This window comes from Isoptericola halotolerans (assembly GCF_013149785.1).
Classification (GTDB): Bacteria; Actinomycetota; Actinomycetes; order Actinomycetales; family Cellulomonadaceae; genus Isoptericola; species Isoptericola halotolerans.
Genome location: NZ_JABEZU010000004.1, coordinates 223712 through 241240, shown reverse-complemented (window position 1 = coordinate 241240; position 17529 = coordinate 223712). Strand labels below are relative to the sequence as shown.

Genomic DNA, 17529 nt, shown 5'->3' with positions numbered 1-17529 from the left:
GATCCACCCATGCCCACCATCGACGTCCGTGACCCGGCCGACCCGGCCGAGCCCGCCGTCTCCTCGGCAGGCCCCGGCGACGAGACCCTCGCCGCCGCCGTCGACGCTGCCGTGAAGACCGTCCGGCGCAACGCCGCCGCCTTCGGCGCGCTGTACCCCGACTCCACGACGCGGGACGACCGCTACCCGTTGCGCCCCGCCACCGCGGAGTTCGCCGAGGGCGCCAACCGCGACTGGACCACGAGCTTCTGGCCGGGGATGCAGTGGCTGTCCGTCGAGCTCACCGGCGACGCCGAGCTGCGGGCCGCGGCCCTCGCGCACGCCGCCGACTTCGCCCGCCGGGTGCACGCCGGCGAGGACCTCGACACCCACGACCTCGGGTTCCTGTACACGCTGTCCTGCGTCAACGCGTGGCGGCTGGCCGGTGACGAACCGGCACGGGACGCCGCGCTCGCCGCGGCCGACCACCTCATGACACGGTTCCTGCCGTCGGCCGGGATCATCCAGGCGTGGGGCGACCTGTCGGACCCCGCGCAGCGCGGCCGCACCATCGTCGACAGCCTCATGAACATGCCGCTGCTCACCTGGGCCACCGAGACCACCGGGGACCCGCGGTACGCCGACGTCGTCGCCCGGCACGTCGTCCAGGTGCGCACCCACCTGCTGCGCGACGACGACTCGACCTTCCACACCTTCTACTGGGACCCGGAGTCGGGCGAGCCGCTGCGGGGCGGCACCGAGCAGGGCGCCGGGGACGAGTCCTGCTGGGCCCGCGGCCAGGCGTGGGGCATCTACGGGTTCGCGCTGCACCACCGCACCTCCGGCGACCCGGAGTCGTTGCGCGCCGCCGAGCGCTGCGCCGGCTACCTCCTCGACCACCTGCCGGCCGACGGCGTGCCCTTCTGGGACCTCGTGTACACCGACGGCTCCGACGCCCCGCGGGACTCCTCGGCCGGAGCGATCGCGGCGTGCGGGCTGCTCGAGCTCGCCTCGGTGTCGTCCGACGCCGCGCGGGCGGCGCGCTACGAGGCGGCCGGCCGGGCGATGCTCGACGCGCTCGTGACCGGGTACACCCCGGCCGACGCTGCCGACTCGGACGCGCTGCTGCTGCACGCCGTCTACGACGCCCCCAAGGGCAAGGGCGTCGACGAGGGCTGCCTGTGGGGCGACTACTACTACCTCGAGGCGCTGACCCGCCTCACGCTGCCCGGCTGGGTCTCGCCGTGGTGGCCCACCACCACGGCCGACGGCGGCACGGACGGAGAGAGCGCATGATCCTGGACCAGTTCCGGCTCGACGGGAAGGTCGCCCTGGTCACCGGCACCAGCCGCGGCCTCGGGCAGGGCGCTGCCGTGGCGCTCGCCGAGGCGGGTGCCGACGTGGCACTGCTGGACCGCAGCGAGCCGACCGACACGATCGCCGCCGTCGAGGCCCTCGGCCGGCGGGCGTTCAGCGTGCGGCGGGACCTGGCCACCGCGACTCCCGCCGAGCTCGACGCGGCGGTCGCCGAGGTCGAGGGTGCCCTGGGGCCGGTGGACGTGCTCGTCAACAACGCGGGCACGATCCGGCGCGCCCCGGCCGCCGAGCACCCGGCCGAGGACTGGGACACCGTGCTGGCCGTCAACCTCGACGCCGTCTTCCACCTCTCACGGGCCGTGGGTCGCGGGATGCTGGAGCGGGGGACCGGGAGGATCATCAACGTCGCCTCGATGCTGTCCTTCCAGGGCGGGATCCTCGTGCCGGGCTACGCGGCGTCCAAGCACGCCGTCGTCGGCCTGACCAAGGCGCTCGCCAACGAGTGGGCGGGCCGTGGCGTCAACGTCAACGCCGTCGCGCCCGGCTACATGGCCACCGACAACACCGCACCGATCCGGGCGGACGAGGCGCGCGAGCAGTCGATCTCGGCGCGCATCCCCGCCGGCCGGTGGGGCACCCCCGAGGACCTCGCCGGGATCTTCGTCTACCTCGCCTCGCCCGCCTCCGCCTACGTGCACGGCGCCGTCGTCCCTGTCGACGGCGGCTGGCTCGTGCGCTGAGAACCGACCGAAGGAGCATCACCCATGGACCAGCGTTACGCCACCAACCCCACCGAGATCCCCGGCCTGACGACCCAGGGCCTGCGCGACAAGTTCCTCGTGGAGGACCTGTTCGTGCCCGGAGAGGCACGGACCGTCTACACGCACCACGACCGCATCGTGCTCGGCGGCGTGCTGCCGGCGGGCGAGCCGGTCGCGCTGCCGAACCCCGACGAGCTGCGCGCGGAGTACTTCCTGCAGCGGCGCGAGGTGGGGATCGTCAACGTCGGCTCCACGGGCACCGTGACCGCCGACGGCGAGACCTACGAGCTGCCGAACTGCGCCGTGCTGTACATCGGCAGCGGGACGCGCGACGTGTCGTTCTCGGGCGAGGGCGCGGCGTTCTACCTGTTCAGCGCGCCGGCGCACACCTCGTACCCGACCGTGCTGACGCTGCCGGGCGAGGGGAACACCCTCGAGCTCGGTGACCAGGTCACCTCGAACCGGCGCTCGCTGGAGCAGGTCGTCCACGCCAACGGTGTGCAGTCCTGCCAGGTGGTCATGGGGGTCACGCGCCTGCACGACGGTTCCATGTGGAACACGATGCCCGCGCACACCCACGACCGCCGCACCGAGTGCTACCTGTACTTCGACCTCGACGCGGACGCGCGCGTGCTGCACCTGTGCGGCGAGCCGACCGAGACGCGCCACCTGGTGGTCGCGGACCGCCAGGCGATCATCTCGCCGAGCTGGTCGGTGCACTCGGGCGTGGGGACGTCGTCGTACGCGTTCGTGTGGGCGATGGCGGGGGAGAACCAGGACTTCACCGACATGGACGCGGTCCCGCCCACCGAGATCCGCTGAGGCGTTCCTCAGGCGTGGCCGTAGGCCTTGCGCTCGTCGGGCATGAGGATCCAGAAGACGATGTACGCGAGGACCTGCGGCCCGGGGATGAGGACCGACAGCGCCGTGAGGAGGCGCACGAGTCCGCGGCTCCACCCGAAGTAGTCGGCGATCCCGGCGCACACGCCGCCGAACACACGGCCGTTGCCGGGTCGGTACAGCTTCTGGGGACGCGGTGTGGTCTGGGGAGTGCTCATGCTTCGACAGTAGGCACGACGGCGGCGGCCCGGTATCCGGTGACCCCCGGATCCGACCCTGGGTCACCCTGAGACGGCCTCCCCGCGCGGATCACTCCGGCAGTTCGTGTTCTGACCGGCAGTCCGGACTGCCGGTCAGAACACGAAGTGACGATCTGACCGGTCTGGGGAAGCGCGCAAGGCGCCGGCAGCGCCAGGACCCACCGTGCCTGCGGACCGGTTCGAGGAGCTCACCTGCGACGGCGAGCCCGTCCCGCCCGGCGTGGTCGAGTCGATCGATGACCTCCGGACCGCGATCGACCTGAGGGACGAGGCCAGGGCCGCGCTGGACGGCGCGGAGGTCCCGCCGATCGACCCCGCCGAGTGGGCGATCGTCACGGAGTCCCCGGAGCGTGTCGCGCTGCTGCGCGAGCTGGACGAGCCGGAGGATCTCGGCGGCGGCGACGTCCGTACCCACGAGTTCCTCACGATCGAGAGGGTCGACGGCCCACGATGGATGCTGACCTCGGCGAACAGCTGTGCGCTGCGCTCCGGGCCGGCGGAACCGACCGATGCGTACGGTCAGGCGGACCTCACCCTGGATCCCGACCACCCGCTCGATCCTGCCGCGACCGAGATCCACCTGCTGGTCACCGAGCGCGCGTGCAACAGCGGTCAGGACGCCGAGGGACGCATCGTGCTCGACAGGCTGGCGGCGACCGATGATGCGATCGACCTGGTCATCGGTGTCACGCTGCAAGAGGGTAACTTCACGTGCCCGTCCAACCCGCCGACGCCGTTCGTCGTCGAGCTGGAGGCGCCGCTGGGCGACCGGGTGGTCCGTGACGCCGCGGTCGTGCCCCCGCGCGAGCTGGAGCCCGCTGGGTAGACGACTGCTCGGCACGTCCAGCTCCGGTCGGTCACTCGAGCGACCGACCGGAGTCGAAGCTGCCGATCGGAGCGGGGGATCCCGTTCACCAGCCGCCGGGGGTCAGGATCTTGCGGATCCGCTTCTCGCTGACGGCGCCGTCGGTGCCGAGCTGCTGGGCGAACAACGACACGCGCAGCTCCTCGAGCAGCCAGCGCACCTCGGCGAGCTCGGCGGCGCGCGCCGGGTCGGCCGCACCGGACGCGTACGCGGTCCGGGCCCGCTCGTACGCGTCGGCGACGTCGTGCACCTTCCAGGCGAGCTCGGCATCGCGGTGCGGGTTCGACTGTGCCTTCTCCAGCCGGTACGACGCCGCCCGCAGGTAGCGCACGAGGTGCGGCACCCGGCGCGGCGGGGTCGCCGAGACGAACCCGGTGTGGATCAGCCCGGCCACGTGGTCGCGGATGTCCTGCAGCGTGTTGAGCAGCGCGAGGGACGACGACGAGCGCACCTCGTTCTCGACGGTGCGCCACGCGCTGAGGGCGGCGACGACGTGCCCCACGACGCGGTGCACCTCGTCCTCCAGGTGCTGCCGCACGAACGCGACGGCTTCCTTGTACGACTCGGCGTCCCGTACCTGTACAGCCACCGGTCCGCCGGTCGGCGTGCCGGGGGCCTTGTCCCCGTCCGGGCTGGTCAGCGCCACCACCGCGGCCAGCTGAAGGTCCGCGACGAGCGCCTCGGTGTTCCGGTACGGCGCCGCCGCGAGCGTCAGCGACTGCTTGGACGTCCACCGCGAGGTGATGCGAGGGGTCGCCAGCGCCGTCTCGGACAGCAGCAGCCGCCGCACGCCGGCCTCGTGGGTCGCATCCTGCGCGGCCGCGTCGGCGAGCACGCGCAGCGCCACCGACGGCGCACCCTTCGCGCCCGGCTCCTCGACCAGCGCCGGATACCCCTGCACCACGACCCCGCCCCCGAGGTCGGTCGACACCACCCGAGGCAGCACCCCACCGACCAACGACGCGGGCCACCCCGTCAGCCCCGACTCCTCCGCCACCACAGCGCCGGATCCGCTCGACGCAACCCCAGCGTCAGTGGATGCGCCAGCGGCACCGGACGCACCGCCGTCGGGCACGGAGGTCGGTGTGCCGCCGTCAAGCCGTAGCGGAGGGCCCCCCGGGGCCCGTGAGCGAGGCGGCGCACCGACCTGCGCGCCCGACGGCCCCGAGCCCGGCCCCGAACCAGAAGCAGCCCGCGCCGCCTCCTCGAGCGCGACCCCGACCGCCCCCTTCACGGCCGCCCGCACGGCCGCCTCGGCCTGCGGGGCCAGCCGCTTCTGCAGCGACAGCAGGTCCTTGGACTCGTCGAGCGGGACGGGAGCGGGTCGCGTCGACCGCTTCTTCTTCGAGCCCTTGCGCCCCCGCCCGTCGCCCGGGGCATCGGGCGCACCCGACGCGCCGGCACCGGAGGGCTCTTCGACCCGGAACGTCATGCGCAGGTGAGCCGGCAGCCGTTCGACGCGCTCGGCGTCCCAGACCTCGTCGGGGATGACGACGTCGCGCAGCTCACGCACGGCGCGCGAGAACTCGACGTGGAACGGGGAGGCCATGTCGCCGGCCCGGGCCATGTCCGACCACTGCGGGGTGTTCTCGCGCAACCAGCGGGCGACGGCGGCACCGACGTCGGGCGCGGGCACGAGCTCGCGCCGCACCGTCTTGGGCAGCGAGCGGATGGTGGCGACGCAGAGCTCGTCGAGCAGGCCGGGGACCATCCAGTCGAACCCGCTGGGGCTCACGCGGTTGAGGATCGACAGCGGGACGTGGACGGTGACGCCGTCGGCGTCGGTGCCGGGCTGGAACTGGTAGGTGAGCGGCAGGGTGATCTCACCCTGCGTCCACGTCTCGGGGAACATCTCGGGAAGCGCAGCGGTGTCGGCAGAATCGACGAGCTGGTCGAGCGTGAGGGTCAGCAGGTCGGGGTCGTCGTGCTGGGCCTTCTTCCACCAGGTGTCGAAGTGCCGGGCGCTGACCACCGACGCGGGCACGCGTTCGTCGTAGAACGCGAAGAGGTCGTCCTCGCTGGCCATGAGGCCACGCTGCCGGGAGCGGGCCTCGAGCTCCTCGGCCTCGGCGAGCAGGCGGCGGTTCTCGGCGAAGAACCGGTGGTGGGTGGTCCACTTCCCCTCGACGAGGGCGTGCCGGACGAACATCTCCCGGGCGGCCTCCGGGTCGACCTTCGCGAACAGGACCGGGCGGTCGGCGACGATCGGCACGCCGTACAGCAGCACCTTCTCCGTGGCCATGGCCGCGCCCTGCTTGGTGGACCAGTGCGGGTCGGCGTAGGTGCGCCGGGCGAGGCCGCCGGCGAGCTCCTCGGCCCACTCGGGCTGGATGCGGGCGACGTCGCGGGCCCACAGGCGGGAGGTCTCCACGAGCTCACCGGCCATGATCCAGGCCGGTGGCTTCTTGCTCAGCGGCGAGCCCGGGAAGATGGCGAAACGGGCGCCGCGGGCCCCGAGGTACTCGTTGCGGGCGCGCTTGGCGGCCTGCCGCAGCGCGCGGGCGCGTGCCTCGCCGCGCAGGTGGGCGACGGAGGACGCCTTGACCTCGTTGGTCTCCTGCATGCCGAGCTGGGAGAGCAGCCCGGCGAGCAGCGAGCGGTGGATGGTGTCGCCGTCCCACTCCTGTCGATGGTCGTCAGCGGCGGGGTCCGGTGCGCTGCCTCGCTCACGGGCCCCAGGGGGCCCTCCGCTACGGCTCGACGGCGGCGCACCGGACCCCGCCGCTGACGGCCCGCCGGTGGTCGGCTGGTAGGAGAGATCGATGCCGAGGGGCTTGCCCATCTGCCGGATCTGCGCGACGACGTCCTGCCACTCGCGGACCCGCAGGAAGTTGATGTACTCGCTCTTGCACAGCCGGCGGAACGCCGAGGACCCCATCGCGTGCTGCTGCTCGCGCAGGTACTCCCACAGGTTGAGGTAGGCGAGGAAGTCCGACGACGGGTCGCGGAACCGTGCGTGCTGCTGGTCCGCCTGCTCCCGGGCCTCGGCCGGGCGTTCGCGCGGGTCCTGGATCGACAGCGCCGCCGCGATGATCGAGACCTCGCGGGCGACCCCGCGCCGTGAGCCCTCGATGATCATGCGGGCGAGCCGCGGGTCCATGGGGAGCTGCGCGAGCGTGCGGCCGACGTCGGTGAGCCGGGTCTGCGTCGCGGAGCCGTCGCGCTGCGGGCGGGCGAGGGCGCCGAGCTCGGTGAGGAGCTGGACGCCGTCACGCACGGCCCGCGTGTCCGGGGGCTCGACGAACGGGAACTTCGCGACGTCGTCGGGCGTCTCCACGACGCCGACGGAGATCATCTGCAGCAGCACCGACGCGAGCGAGGTGCGCAGGATCTCGGGCTCGGTGAACTCTGGCCGGCTCTCGAAGTCGTCCTCGGCGTAGAGGCGGATCGCGACGCCGTCGGCCACGCGGCCGGAGCGGCCGGAGCGCTGGTTGGCGCTGGCCTGGCTGACGGGCTCGATCGGCAGCCGCTGGACCTTGGTGGCCTTGGAGTAGCGGGAGATGCGCGCGGTGCCGGGGTCGACGACGTAGTGGATGCCGGGCACGGTCAGCGACGTCTCGGCGACGTTCGTGGACAGCACGATCCGGCGCGAGGAGTGCTGCTGGAAGACGCGGTGCTGCTCGGCGGCGGACAGCCGCGAGTACAGCGGGAGGATCTCCACGTGCTGGGGGTGCTTGGGGTCGCGGGCGCGTTCCTTGAGGTGGCCCTCGAGGGCGTCGGCGGCGTCGTGGATCTCGCGCTCCCCGGAGAGGAACACGAGGATGTCGCCGGGGCCCTCGCGCATGAGCTCGTCGCAGGCCTCGACGATGCCGGTGACGAGGTCCTTCTCCTCACCCTTCTTCTTCGCCGGGGCGTCCGGGTCGCTGTCCGGCGACAGCGGGCGGTAGCGGATCTCGACCGGGTAGGTGCGTCCGGTCACCTCGATGACCGGCGCGTGGTCGGGCAGGACGTCGACGACGGCGGCCGGCGCACCGCCGACCTCCGCCAGGTGCGCGGGCGAGAAGTGCGCCGCGAACCGTTCGGAGTCGATCGTCGCGGAGGTGACGATGAGCTTGAGGTCGGGACGGCGCGGCAGCAGCCGCGACAGGTACCCGAGCAGGAAGTCGATGTTGAGCGACCGCTCGTGCGCCTCGTCGATGATGATCGTGTCGTAGGCGAGCAGCTCCGGGTCGCGCTGGATCTGCGCGAGCAGGATGCCGTCGGTCATGACCTTGACCAGCGTGTCCGCGCTGGAGGTGTCGGTGAACCGCACCTGGTAGCCGACGACGCCGCCCAGCTCCGTCCCCAGTTCTTCGGCGACCCGCTCGGCGACCGACCGTGCCGCGATCCGCCGCGGCTGCGTGTGCCCGATCTGGCCGGCCCGCCCTCGGCCGAGGTCCAGCAGGATCTTCGGCAGCTGTGTCGTCTTGCCCGAGCCGGTCTCGCCGGCGACCACCACGACCTGGTGCTTCTCGATGGCGGCGGCGATGTCCTCGCGCCGTGCGGAGACGGGGAGCTGCTCGGGGTAGGTGATGTCGGGGACGACGACGGCGGCACGCGCTGCCGCTGCCCGGTCGAGCTGGTCGCGGCTCACCCGCGCCGGGCCGCGTCCGTTCCTGCTCTGGCTCGACTTCCCGCCGCCGCCGCGGCCGCGACGGCGGCGGGCGCCGTCCTTCCCGGCGTGCTGCTCACCGCCGCGCCGGTCCCGGCGGTCGCCGCGTGCGCCGCCGTCGTCGGCGGGCTGCGGGGTGGATGAGGTCTCGGTGCTCACGGCCTCCCATTCTCGCAAGGCCGCGCAAGCTCATTCGGCGGCCGGCGTCGACGCTGCCAGCAGTGCCTCCACCGTCGCGCGCGCCTCGGTCAGCGCGTCGGGTCGGCCGCCGGCGGTCGAGAGCACCAGCGCCCCCTCGTAGACCAGGTGGACGGACGCGCCGGCCGTCTGCGGGTCGGTGAGTCCGGCACCGGCGGCGAGGGCGACGAAGAGCCGGCGCATCCAGTCCTTCTCGCGGCGGACGACGTCGCGGGTCGCGGCGTCGTCGGCGCCGACCTCGGCGTGGGCGTTGACGAAGGCGCACCCGCGGTCCTGGCCGGCGTGCCAGGCCTCGAGCGCGTCGAAGACGGTGAGGATGCGTCGCCGGGGGTCTGGCTGCGCCGCGACCAGCTCCAGGACGTGGTGCTGCCAGCGGGCGCCGCGGCGGGTGAGGTACTGCGCGACGAGCCGGTCCTTGGACCCGAAGCGGTCGTAGAGCGTCTTCTTGGTGGTGCCCGCCTCGAGGGCGACGAGGTCGACGCCGACGGCGCGGATGCCGCGAGCGTAGAAGAGCTCGCTGGCGGCGTCGAGGAGGGCGTGGCCGGCGGGGGTGAGCTCGGGCTCGGCGAAGATCGGGGCCGGCGTCTCGAACATGGTCGTCATGGTGCGCTCCCGGAGAAGAGGGTACTGCGAGTATACAGACCGGTATGGTTGCGTCGAGGCCATGAGACGAGACACTGTCGCAGCCGTCGGGCTGGTCGTGTTCTGGAGCTCCGGCTTCATCGGGGCGGAGCTCGGCACGCGCGACGCCTCACCGCTGACCCTGCTCGCCTGGCGGTACCTGTTCGCCGGCGCGCTGGCGCTCGCGGTCCTCGCCGTGCTGCGCGCCCGCCGCGGTCGCGTGCCGCACCGTCGCACGCGCCACGCCGTCGTCGTCGGCCTGCTGACCCAGGCCGGCTACCTCGGCGGGATCATCGGGGGCGTCGGGCTCGGGGTGGACGCCGGGACGGCCGCGCTCGTCGCCGCGCTGCAGCCGCTGGTCGTCGCGGCCCTGGCGCACGCGGCCTGGGGCGAGCGCACGTCGCCGGGCCAGCGCCTCGGGCTGGCCGTCGGGCTCCTCGGCGTGCTGCTCGTCGTCCTCGGCGACGTAGGACAGGGGACCGCGCCGTGGTGGGCGTACCTGCTCCCGCTCGGCGGCATGCTGTCGATGTCCCTGGGGACGGTCCTGGAGCGCCGGGCGCCCGACGGCGGGGACCTCCTCGGCGACCTGGCCGTGCACACCCTGGCGGCGGGAGTCGCCCTCGTCGCCATCGCGGCCGTGACCGGCCGGGTGGCGCCGCCGGAGGGTGCGCCCACCTTCTGGGTGGCCGTCGTGTGGCTGGTGGTCCTGGCGACGGTCGGCGGGTACGGCTGCTACCTCGTGGTGCTGCGGCGCAGCGGACCGCAGGCCGCGAGCACGCTGCTCTACCTCACGCCGCCGGTCACCGCGGCATGGGCAGGGCTGCAGCTCGGCCAGGTGCCGGGGCTGCTCGCGGTCCCGGGGGCGCTCGTGTGCGCGGCGGCGGTCTGGCTGGTGGCGCGTCGCGAGCCGTCCCGTCAGCCCGCAGCGGGAGCGGCCCGCGTGTAGCGGTCCGCCAGGACGCGCACGTGCTCGACCAGCTCCGGCGGCTCGGTGACGTGGAAGTCGAACCCGAGCATGCCGCTCCACACGGCGACGGTCTCGACGCTGTCACCGCCGGTCACCAGCACCGACCGGCCGTCCGGCAGCGCCTCGACGGTGCCGACGGCGGGGTTGATCCGGGCCAGCACCTCCTCGGCCGAGGCGTCGACGACGATCCGGGCGTGCACGGCCCACCCGGTGCGGGCGACCTCGCGGACCACGAACTCGGTGAGATCGCCGGGGAACGGCGCCGGGGTGAAACGCCGCCCGCCAGGGGTGCGCAGCTCGAGCCAGTCCACGCGGTAGGGCGCCCAGGTCCCGGTGGGGACGTCGCGCCCGACGAGGAACCAGCGCCGCTGCCAGGCGACGAGGTGGTACGGCTCGAGCTCCACGGGCTCGCCCCGGGAGAAGGCCCGCAGCCCCTGGTGGTCGCGGATCGCGGCGGCGACGTCGCGCAGGACGCCGGGGTCGACCTCCGGGTCCTCGACGTCCGAGTCGGTGTTCGCCGGTCCGGCCGTGCTGGCCGTGCGGAGCGCGGTGAGCTGGCGGCGCAGGCGGTCCGGCATGACCTGCTCGAGCTTGGCCAGGGCGGACCGCCCCGGTTCCTCGAGCCCTGCGGTGCCGGTGGCGGTCCGCAGCCCGACGGCGACCGCGACGGCCTCGTCGTCGTCGAGGAGCAGCGGGGGCAGCCGTGCGCCGGCGCCGAGGCGGTAGCGCCCACCGGGCCCGCGGACGGCGTCGACGGGGTAGCCGAGCTCACGCAGGCGGGCGACGTCGTGGCGCACGGTGCGGTCGGTGACGTCGAGCCGTGCGGCCAGCTCGGCGCCCGACCAGTCGGCACGGGACTGCAGGAGCCCGAGCAGGGCGAGGAGCCGTGACGCGGTGGTGCTCAGAGTGACCTCCTCGAACCCGTGACGGTACGTCGAGAATAACGGAACGAAGTGTTCCTGATCCTTTCCTATCGTCGAAGACAGCAGCGAGGCACCTGCCCCGCACCGACACCGGGAGAACCGTCATGGACACCACCACCGGGCTCACGATCCGCCCCTTCGCCGTCGAGGTCCCCCAGGCCGACCTGGACGACCTGCACGAGCGGCTCGAGCGCACCCGCTTCGCCCCGGCCGCCCCCGGCGACTCCTGGGAGTACGGCACGCCCGAGTCCTACCTGCGCGACATGGTCGAGCGGTGGAAGAGCTTCGACTGGCGTGCCGTCGAGGCCCGCCTCGGTGCCTACCCGGGCTTCCGCACCGAGATCGACGGCCAGCCGATCCACTTCCTGCACGTCCGCTCCGAGCACGCGGACGCGACGCCCCTGCTGCTGGCCCACACCTACCCCGGCTCGGTGCTCGACTTCCTCGACATGATCGACCCGCTCGTGGACCCGGTCGCCCACGGCGGCCGCGCCGAGGACGCCTTCCACCTGGTGATCCCCTCGGTGCCCGGGTTCGGGTTCTCGACCCCGCTGGTCGGCGAGAGCTGGACGACGGCGCGGGTGGCCCGGGCCTACGACACCCTCATGCGCGGGCTCGGCTACGACTCCTACGGCGTGCACGGCAGCGACAACGGCGCGCTCGTCGGCCGCGAGCTCGCCGTCGTCGACCCCGAGGGCTTCCGCGGGGCGCACGTGCTCCAGCTCTTCTCGTTCCCGTCCGGGGCCGACGGCGAGATGGACGGGTTCGGCCCGAAGGAGTTCGCCGCGCTGGAGCACATGCAGTGGTTCCAGTCCGTGGGGGCGTACAACGTGATGAACGCGTCCCGGCCGCAGACGATCGCCGCCGGGCTGGCGGACTCACCCGTGGCGGTGCTCGCCTACCACGAGCTCTTCGAGAGCTTCGGCAACGGCACGGCCCTGGTGCGCCCCGAGCAGGTGCTCGCCCAGGCGACGCTCTACTGGCTGACCAACTCCTACGCCACGGCGGTGCGCCAGTACCACGCCGAGCAGCGTGCCGGGGCGGAGCCCGTGGTCAGCACCGGGCGGATCGGGGTGGCCGTCTTCGCCGACGACTTCCAGACGATCCGCAGCCTCGCCGAGCGGGACAACGCCCGCATCGAGCACTGGTCGGAGTTCCCGCGCGGCGGGCACTTCGCCGCCCTGGAGGTCCCCGACGACGTCGTCGCGGACCTGCGGGCGTTCTTCGCCTGACGTCCACCACCACGGGCCGGGCTCACGTCGTGGGCCCCGCCCGTCGTGCGTCAGTAGTTGACCGTCGAGACCACCGTGCCGAACAGGGCGACGGCGAACGCGAGGTAGGCCAGGACGATGAGCACGCCCAGGCCCGTGAAGATGATCGACAGCCACAGGCCCCACTTGCCGAGGACGTTGTCGTAGCCGGCCTTCTTCGAGTCGGACAGCGCCAGCGCGGACACCACGATCCCGGCCGGCGAGAAGATGAACGCCAGCACGAAGCCGATGATCCCCATCGTCTTGCCGGGCGGGTCCGGCGCGTACGCCGGCTGGTAGCCCGGCTGAGGGTAGCCGGGCTGCCCGTATCCCGGGGCGTAACCCTGCTGCGGAGGCTGCTGGGCGCCGGGCTGCTGCCCGTAGCCGGACGACGGCTGCGAGGGACCCGGCGTGGTCCCGGGTTCCTCGGCCGGGTTCGAGCCCGGTGTCGAGTACGGCTGGGGCGGCTGGTAGGGATCGGTCATGGGCCCAGTCTCCCGGACGCGCGGCGCGCGCACCAGGGCTCCCTTCACGGGCCGCCGTGCCCGTGATGGGATCGGGCCATGTTCACCCGCTCCCGCACCTCGTTCGACCTGATCCCGCGCCGAGTGCGCGTGCACGACGTCCGCCGGCTCACCGGGTCGATGGTCCGCACCACCTTCCGGGACGTCGACGGCGCGGACCCGGCGGCGCCGTCGTCCCTCGCGGCGCTCCGGGCGCCGGGGCCGGAGGACCACGTCAAGGTCTTCCTGCCCGACCCGGCCACCGGGGAGCTGCACGCCCCGACGATCGCACCCGACGGCGGCCTCCATCGCCCGACCGGTGTCGTGTCGATCTCGCGCGACTACACGGTGCGCGCGCAGCGGACGGTCGACGGGGTCGCCGAGCTGGACGTCGACTGGGTGCTGCACGGCGACGAGGGGCCGGCGTCGGCCTGGGCGGCGCGCGCTGCCGTCGGTGACGAGGTGGTGCTCGCCGGGCCCCGCGGCAGCCTCGGCGTCCCGGAGGGGATCCGTCGCCTGATCGTCGTGGTGGACGAGACCGGCCTGCCCGCCGCCGCGCGCTGGGTGGCGGCCGTGGGTCCGGGCGTCCCGGTGACGGCGGTCGTGGAGATCGGCGACGACGTGGACGAGTCGTTCGTGGAGTCCGAGCTCGGCCACGCCGCCGTCGAGATCCTCTACCGCACCGACGGGCCCGGCCAGGTCGAGGAGGCCGTGCGGTCCCTCGGCGGGGTGGACGACGGCGAGCTCGTCGTCGCGCTCGGCGAGGCCGGCGAGCTGGTCCCCGTGCGCCGCTACCTGCGGCACGAGGCCGGCGCGCGCCCGGACCAGCTCGCGGTCGCGGGCTACTGGCGGCGCGGGACCGTCAACCTGGACCCCGACCAGCCGCTGGACCCGACCGACCCGGACTGAGCCGCACTCCCCGCAGAGTGCTAGCATTCTGCTGTCAAGGAGGTAGTGATGTCGATGACGATCACCGTGCGAGGGCTCGACGACGAGCTGCACCGGCAGATCAAGGAGCGTGCGCGCAGGCACCATCGGTCGATGGAGGCCGAGGTGCGCGCGATCCTCGCGGGCGCGGTGACGGCACCCGCGATCGGCGTCCGCCGGGGCGAGGCGCCGGAGGACGGCCCGCCTCGCGACGCGCCGGCAGGCGGCGACTGGATCGACCGCGCGCGCTCTGCCCTCCACGAGGCCTGGGCGGATCCCGCCTGGGATGACGACTGGCTCCCGGGGCGTCCCGAGGCGCCGTCCCGACCGGCCGTGGAGCTCGAGGGGTGACCTACCTCCTCGACACGAACGTTCTCTCGGAGCTGACGCGTCGAGCGCCCGATACCGGCGTCCTGCGATGGCTGAGGTCGCACGACGACCTGTGGACGACGTCCGTGGTGGTGGGTGAGCTGCTCTTCGGTGTGGCCCGGCTGCCTTCCGGACGCCGGCGAGAAGCGCTCCACGCAGCGGTGCTCTCGATCCTCTCGGAGAGGTTCCGCGACCGGGTGCTGCCGTTCGACCAGCCCGCTGCCGTCGAGTACGCCGTGGTGCGGAGCCGTCAGGAGCGGGCCGGGCGACCGGCCGGTGACCTGGACGCGATGATCGCCGCCGTGGCCAGGGCGCACGGGGCCGCGGTCGTGACGCGCAACGTCCGGCACTTCGCGGACAGCGGCACCGAGGTCGTCGATCCGTGGAGTCGGACCTGAGTCCGAGGCATGGTCACCTGTGGGCGCGCACGAACACCACGGAGTCGCCGAGCAGCGGCATGCGCTCCACCGTGCGCGTGTCGGCCAGGCCGGCGGCGGTGAGCAGCCGCTCGATGCCCCCGTCGGCGTTGTCGGCGTCGTGCGTGCGGCTCCCCGGTCCGTGACCGGGCTGGTGGCCGCCCCGTCCGTGACGGTGGCTCGCGCCGTGCTCGTGGCCCCTGTCGTCTCCGTCGTGGTGCCCGTGCGCGCTCGCATGGTCACCGGCGAAGTCCGCGATCGTGACCTGTCCGCCCGGCGCCAGGACCCGGGCGATCTCCGCGGCGAGGAGCTCCTTCTCGGCGGCCGGCACGTGGTGCAGCGCCAGGGACGAGACCACGTGGTCCTGGCTCGCGTCCGGCACGGGCAGCCGGTGGGCGAAGCCGCGCACCAGCGTCACCTCGCCCCCGCGACGACGGCGGAGCTTGCGGGCCGCGCGGCGCAGCGAGTCGCCGTCGGGGTCGAGGCCGGTGACGACGGCGTCCGGCGCGGCGCGCAGCACCTCGCGGGTCAGGTTGCCGGTGCCGCAGCCGACGTCGAGCACCCGCTGGCCGGGGCCGACCTGAGCGAGCTCGACCGTCCGGCGGTACAGGCGGCCCAGGCCGCGGAAGCGGGCGACCAGGTCGTACCAGGGCATCAGCCAGCCGCGGGCCATGCCGGGCAGGAACTCGTGGGCGGACTCGTCCGGGCGGACGTCGTCGAGCAGGCGGACTTCGTGGGGCATGGGGTCTCCTGAGGGTGCGGGCGCTCCCATGCTCCTCCCGCCCGCTCGAGCGTGGAAACTGCTTTGCCAGACCGGCAACCGCGGAGGCGGCAGACGTCGTGCCGTGCGGCGCCGTCCGTACGATGGCCGCATGTCTGTGGATGGTCCGCCCCCGCCCAGCACCGCCTACCTCGACCACGTCGTCGACGAGACCGAGGAACGCCGTCGTGTGGCGCTCGCGGCGCAGGCAGCGGAACCCGGGTCCGTGGACGACGGCGGCGCTCCGGCCGCGCTGCGCGCCGCGGTCGAGTCGCGGGTCGCCTCGCTCGCGCCCGACCTGACCCGGATCGTGCAGTCGTTGCACGCGAACCCGGAGACCGCGTTCGAGGAGCACGAGAGCGCCCGGCTGCTCGTGGACGTCGTCGCCGAGCACGGCATCGAGGTGCAGCTCGGGGTGCACGGCGTCGACACGGCGTTCCGTGCGGAGCTGACGGGTCCCGGCCCGGTCGCCGGGCCGACGATCGCGATCTGCGCCGAGTACGACGCGCTGCCCGTCATCGGCCACGCCTGCGGCCACAACGTGATCGCCGCCACCGGCGTGGGGGCGTTCCTGGCGCTGCGCGACGTGATGCGCGGCCCGGACGCGCCGTCGGGCCGGGTGGTGCTGCTCGGCACACCGGCCGAGGAGGGCCACAGCGGCAAGGAGGTCATGGCGCGTGCCGGGGCGTTCGACGACGTCGACGCCGCGATCATGGTGCATCCCTACGGGGTGGACGTCGCCGACCAGGTGTGGCTCGGCCGGCGCCTGCTGACCTGGACCTTCACGGGCCGGGCCGCCCACGCGTCCGCCCAGCCGTTCATGGGTCGCAACGCCCTGGACGCCGCCACGCTGGCCTACCAGGGCATCGGGCTGCTGCGGCAGCAGATGCCGCCGTCGGACCGGGTGCACGCCACGATCGTCGAGGGCGGCACCCGGCCCAGCATCATCACCGAGCGTGCGGTGATGCACCTCTACGCCCGCTCGAAGTACCCGGACACGCTGCGGGACCTGTCGCGGCGGCTCGACGACGTCGCCCGCGGCGCCGCACTGATCACGGGCACGCAGGTGCAGATCGACTGGGACGACGGCGCGCACCCGTCGTTGCCGGTGCGGACCAACCAGGCGCTGACCCGCCGGTGGGTGGCGGCGCAGCGGGCGCGCGGCCGCGACGTGCTGCCGGGAGGGGTCGTCTCCGAGACGCTGGCCGCCTCCACGGACTTCGGCAACGTGAGCTTCCGGGTGCCGGGGATCCACCCCCTCATCCAGGTGTCGGCCCCGGGGGTCGCGCTGCACACGGCCGAGTTCGCGGAGGCCGCCGCCGGGCCGGACGCCGAGCGCGCCGCCGTCGACGGTGCGGCCGGGCTCGCCCAGGTCGCGCTGGACTACCTGTGCGACCCGGCGCTGCGTGCCGCCGTCGACGCGGAGTTCGCGGCGGCCGGCGGACCGATCGACGTCCCGCAGTACTTCGCATGAGCTCGCGTCGCCCGGTATCGGCGGCGGCCGTGCTGCTCGTGGGCGCCGTGCTGAGCGGGTGCGGATCGGGTGAATCCGTGTCGGGGTATGCGTCCAACGTGAAGGTCGAGACGCAGGGCGGCACCACGGCTCTGGTGCAGGTGGCGGACCTGGGTGGAGGCGATGCGGCGTTCGAGGGCGTCCTCGCCACGAGCCCGGCCGGATGCCTCGGTCTCGCTCCCCCCGACGGCAGCGGCACGGTCCGCGTCGTCGTCTGGCCCGCGGACGTGTCTCTCTCCGGCGAGGGAGAGCTCACGACGTCGTCCGGCGAGAAGCTGGCCGTCGGTGACACGGTGTTCGGTGGAGGTGAGGATCTCGAGGACCTGCACGAGCACAGGGGTGACGCTGTCACCGCCTGCGTGGAGGAAGGGGAGCGCGGGTTCGTTCTCGGCGAGGTCGAGAAGATCACGGAGTAGATCGACCCCGCTTGCCCCGCACAGCGACGGGTGGTGGCGATCGATCGCCACCA

At 73.6% G+C, this 17529-nt stretch carries 17 protein-coding genes; 11 read left to right on the top strand and 6 right to left on the bottom strand.

Features of this window, described 5'->3' with window-relative positions:
* The first annotated feature begins 9 nt into the window (after positions 1–9).
* Genes HDG69_RS15785 through kduI form a run of 3 tightly spaced genes read left to right on the top strand, consistent with a single transcriptional unit; the run spans position 10 to position 2879 of the window.
* Positions 10–1275 carry a glycoside hydrolase family 88 protein gene (locus HDG69_RS15785; RefSeq protein ID WP_171784789.1) on the top strand — a complete coding sequence of 422 codons (1266 nt, stop codon included), beginning with the start codon at positions 10–12 and terminating at the stop codon, positions 1273–1275.
* Complete coding sequence (gene kduD / locus HDG69_RS15780) at positions 1272–2036, top strand: 2-dehydro-3-deoxy-D-gluconate 5-dehydrogenase KduD (RefSeq protein ID WP_216645777.1); 765 nt, start codon at positions 1272–1274, stop codon at positions 2034–2036. Before HDG69_RS15785 ends, kduD begins: the two co-directional genes overlap by 4 nt.
* Before the next feature lie 24 nt (positions 2037–2060).
* On the top strand, positions 2061–2879 hold the full coding sequence (gene kduI / locus HDG69_RS15775; RefSeq protein WP_171784788.1) for a 5-dehydro-4-deoxy-D-glucuronate isomerase: 819 nt from the start codon (positions 2061–2063) through the stop codon (positions 2877–2879).
* Positions 2880–2887: 8 nt separating this feature from the next.
* Here kduI and HDG69_RS15770 read toward each other — a convergent pair whose 3' ends face one another.
* Positions 2888–3115, bottom strand: a complete 228-nt coding sequence (locus HDG69_RS15770; protein WP_171784787.1) for a PspC domain-containing protein — start codon at positions 3113–3115, stop codon at positions 2888–2890.
* Positions 3116–3320: 205 nt separating this feature from the next.
* Here HDG69_RS15770 and HDG69_RS15765 point away from each other — a divergent pair, with 205 nt between their 5' ends.
* Entirely contained in the window at positions 3321–3983 is a 663-nt protein-coding gene (locus HDG69_RS15765) for a hypothetical protein (RefSeq protein ID WP_171784786.1), read from the top strand.
* An 85-nt stretch (positions 3984–4068) separates the two neighbouring features.
* On the opposite strand, the gene hrpA is transcribed toward HDG69_RS15765, so the two are convergent.
* Together hrpA and HDG69_RS15755 are read right to left on the bottom strand one after the other, a co-directional pair.
* Positions 4069–8772: an ATP-dependent RNA helicase HrpA gene (gene hrpA / locus HDG69_RS15760; protein ID WP_171784785.1), complete on the bottom strand. Its 4704-nt coding sequence runs from the start codon at positions 8770–8772 to the stop codon at positions 4069–4071.
* A 30-nt stretch (positions 8773–8802) separates the two neighbouring features.
* The gene (locus tag HDG69_RS15755; protein ID WP_171784784.1) at positions 8803–9414 is read right to left on the bottom strand and encodes a TetR/AcrR family transcriptional regulator; all 612 of its coding nucleotides are present in this window, start codon (positions 9412–9414) and stop codon (positions 8803–8805) included.
* 61 nt (positions 9415–9475) lie between these two features.
* On the opposite strand from HDG69_RS15755, the gene HDG69_RS15750 reads away from it, so the two are divergent.
* Positions 9476–10378 (top strand): DMT family transporter, encoded by a 903-nt coding sequence (locus tag HDG69_RS15750; RefSeq protein WP_171784783.1) that lies wholly within the window; start codon positions 9476–9478, stop codon positions 10376–10378.
* Here the strand turns inward: HDG69_RS15750 and HDG69_RS15745 are convergent.
* The gene (locus HDG69_RS15745) at positions 10348–11274 is read right to left on the bottom strand and encodes a helix-turn-helix transcriptional regulator (protein WP_425484049.1); all 927 of its coding nucleotides are present in this window, start codon (positions 11272–11274) and stop codon (positions 10348–10350) included. The two genes, HDG69_RS15750 and HDG69_RS15745, sit on opposite strands and share 31 nt — an antisense overlap.
* Before the next feature lie 152 nt (positions 11275–11426).
* On the opposite strand from HDG69_RS15745, the gene HDG69_RS15740 reads away from it, so the two are divergent.
* On the top strand, positions 11427–12554 hold the full coding sequence (locus HDG69_RS15740; RefSeq protein WP_171784782.1) for an epoxide hydrolase family protein: 1128 nt from the start codon (positions 11427–11429) through the stop codon (positions 12552–12554).
* Between the two features lie 50 nt (positions 12555–12604).
* Here the strand turns inward: HDG69_RS15740 and HDG69_RS15735 are convergent, their stop codons facing one another.
* The gene (locus HDG69_RS15735) at positions 12605–13057 is read right to left on the bottom strand and encodes a DUF2076 domain-containing protein (protein ID WP_216645773.1); all 453 of its coding nucleotides are present in this window, start codon (positions 13055–13057) and stop codon (positions 12605–12607) included.
* Between the two features lie 78 nt (positions 13058–13135).
* On the opposite strand from HDG69_RS15735, the gene HDG69_RS15730 reads away from it, so the two are divergent.
* From HDG69_RS15730 to HDG69_RS15720, 3 genes are read left to right on the top strand one after another with little or no spacing between them, the layout of a single operon-like run.
* Positions 13136–13984, top strand: a complete 849-nt coding sequence (locus HDG69_RS15730; RefSeq protein ID WP_171784781.1) for a siderophore-interacting protein — start codon at positions 13136–13138, stop codon at positions 13982–13984.
* A 48-nt stretch (positions 13985–14032) separates the two neighbouring features.
* Complete coding sequence (locus tag HDG69_RS15725; RefSeq protein WP_216645772.1) at positions 14033–14353, top strand: FitA-like ribbon-helix-helix domain-containing protein; 321 nt, start codon at positions 14033–14035, stop codon at positions 14351–14353.
* A complete protein-coding gene (locus HDG69_RS15720; RefSeq protein WP_171784780.1) occupies positions 14350–14769 on the top strand; it encodes a type II toxin-antitoxin system VapC family toxin in 420 nt (139 codons plus the stop codon). The genes HDG69_RS15725 and HDG69_RS15720 overlap by 4 nt, the downstream gene beginning before the upstream one ends.
* 13 nt (positions 14770–14782) lie before the next feature.
* On the opposite strand, the gene HDG69_RS15715 is transcribed toward HDG69_RS15720, so the two are convergent.
* Positions 14783–15529 (bottom strand): class I SAM-dependent methyltransferase, encoded by a 747-nt coding sequence (locus HDG69_RS15715; protein WP_171784779.1) that lies wholly within the window; start codon positions 15527–15529, stop codon positions 14783–14785.
* A 130-nt stretch (positions 15530–15659) separates the two neighbouring features.
* Here HDG69_RS15715 and HDG69_RS15710 point away from each other — a divergent pair, with 130 nt between their 5' ends.
* Both HDG69_RS15710 and HDG69_RS15705 read left to right on the top strand, forming a co-directional pair.
* Entirely contained in the window at positions 15660–17021 is a 1362-nt protein-coding gene (locus HDG69_RS15710; protein ID WP_171784778.1) for a M20 family metallopeptidase, read from the top strand.
* A gap of 98 nt (positions 17022–17119) precedes the next feature.
* Positions 17120–17476: a hypothetical protein gene (locus HDG69_RS15705; RefSeq protein ID WP_171784777.1), complete on the top strand. Its 357-nt coding sequence runs from the start codon at positions 17120–17122 to the stop codon at positions 17474–17476.
* Positions 17477–17529: the final 53 nt, after the last annotated feature.

Bases quoted from the DNA above. Each gene is read 5' to 3' on its own strand.
- HDG69_RS15785 (WP_171784789.1), top strand. From the start codon at position 10: ATGCCCACCATCGACGTCCGTGACCCGGCCGACCCGGCCGAGCCCGCC.
- kduD (WP_216645777.1), top strand. From the start codon at position 1,272: ATGATCCTGGACCAGTTCCGGCTCGACGGGAAGGTCGCCCTGGTCACC.
- kduI (WP_171784788.1), top strand. From the start codon at position 2,061: ATGGACCAGCGTTACGCCACCAACCCCACCGAGATCCCCGGCCTGACG.
- HDG69_RS15770 (WP_171784787.1), bottom strand. From the start codon at position 3,115: ATGAGCACTCCCCAGACCACACCGCGTCCCCAGAAGCTGTACCGACCC.
- HDG69_RS15755 (WP_171784784.1), bottom strand. From the start codon at position 9,414: ATGACGACCATGTTCGAGACGCCGGCCCCGATCTTCGCCGAGCCCGAG.
- HDG69_RS15750 (WP_171784783.1), top strand. From the start codon at position 9,476: ATGAGACGAGACACTGTCGCAGCCGTCGGGCTGGTCGTGTTCTGGAGC.
- HDG69_RS15740 (WP_171784782.1), top strand. From the start codon at position 11,427: ATGGACACCACCACCGGGCTCACGATCCGCCCCTTCGCCGTCGAGGTC.
- HDG69_RS15735 (WP_216645773.1), bottom strand. From the start codon at position 13,057: ATGACCGATCCCTACCAGCCGCCCCAGCCGTACTCGACACCGGGCTCG.
- HDG69_RS15730 (WP_171784781.1), top strand. From the start codon at position 13,136: ATGTTCACCCGCTCCCGCACCTCGTTCGACCTGATCCCGCGCCGAGTG.
- HDG69_RS15725 (WP_216645772.1), top strand. From the start codon at position 14,033: ATGTCGATGACGATCACCGTGCGAGGGCTCGACGACGAGCTGCACCGG.
- HDG69_RS15715 (WP_171784779.1), bottom strand. From the start codon at position 15,529: ATGCCCCACGAAGTCCGCCTGCTCGACGACGTCCGCCCGGACGAGTCC.
- HDG69_RS15710 (WP_171784778.1), top strand. From the start codon at position 15,660: ATGTCTGTGGATGGTCCGCCCCCGCCCAGCACCGCCTACCTCGACCAC.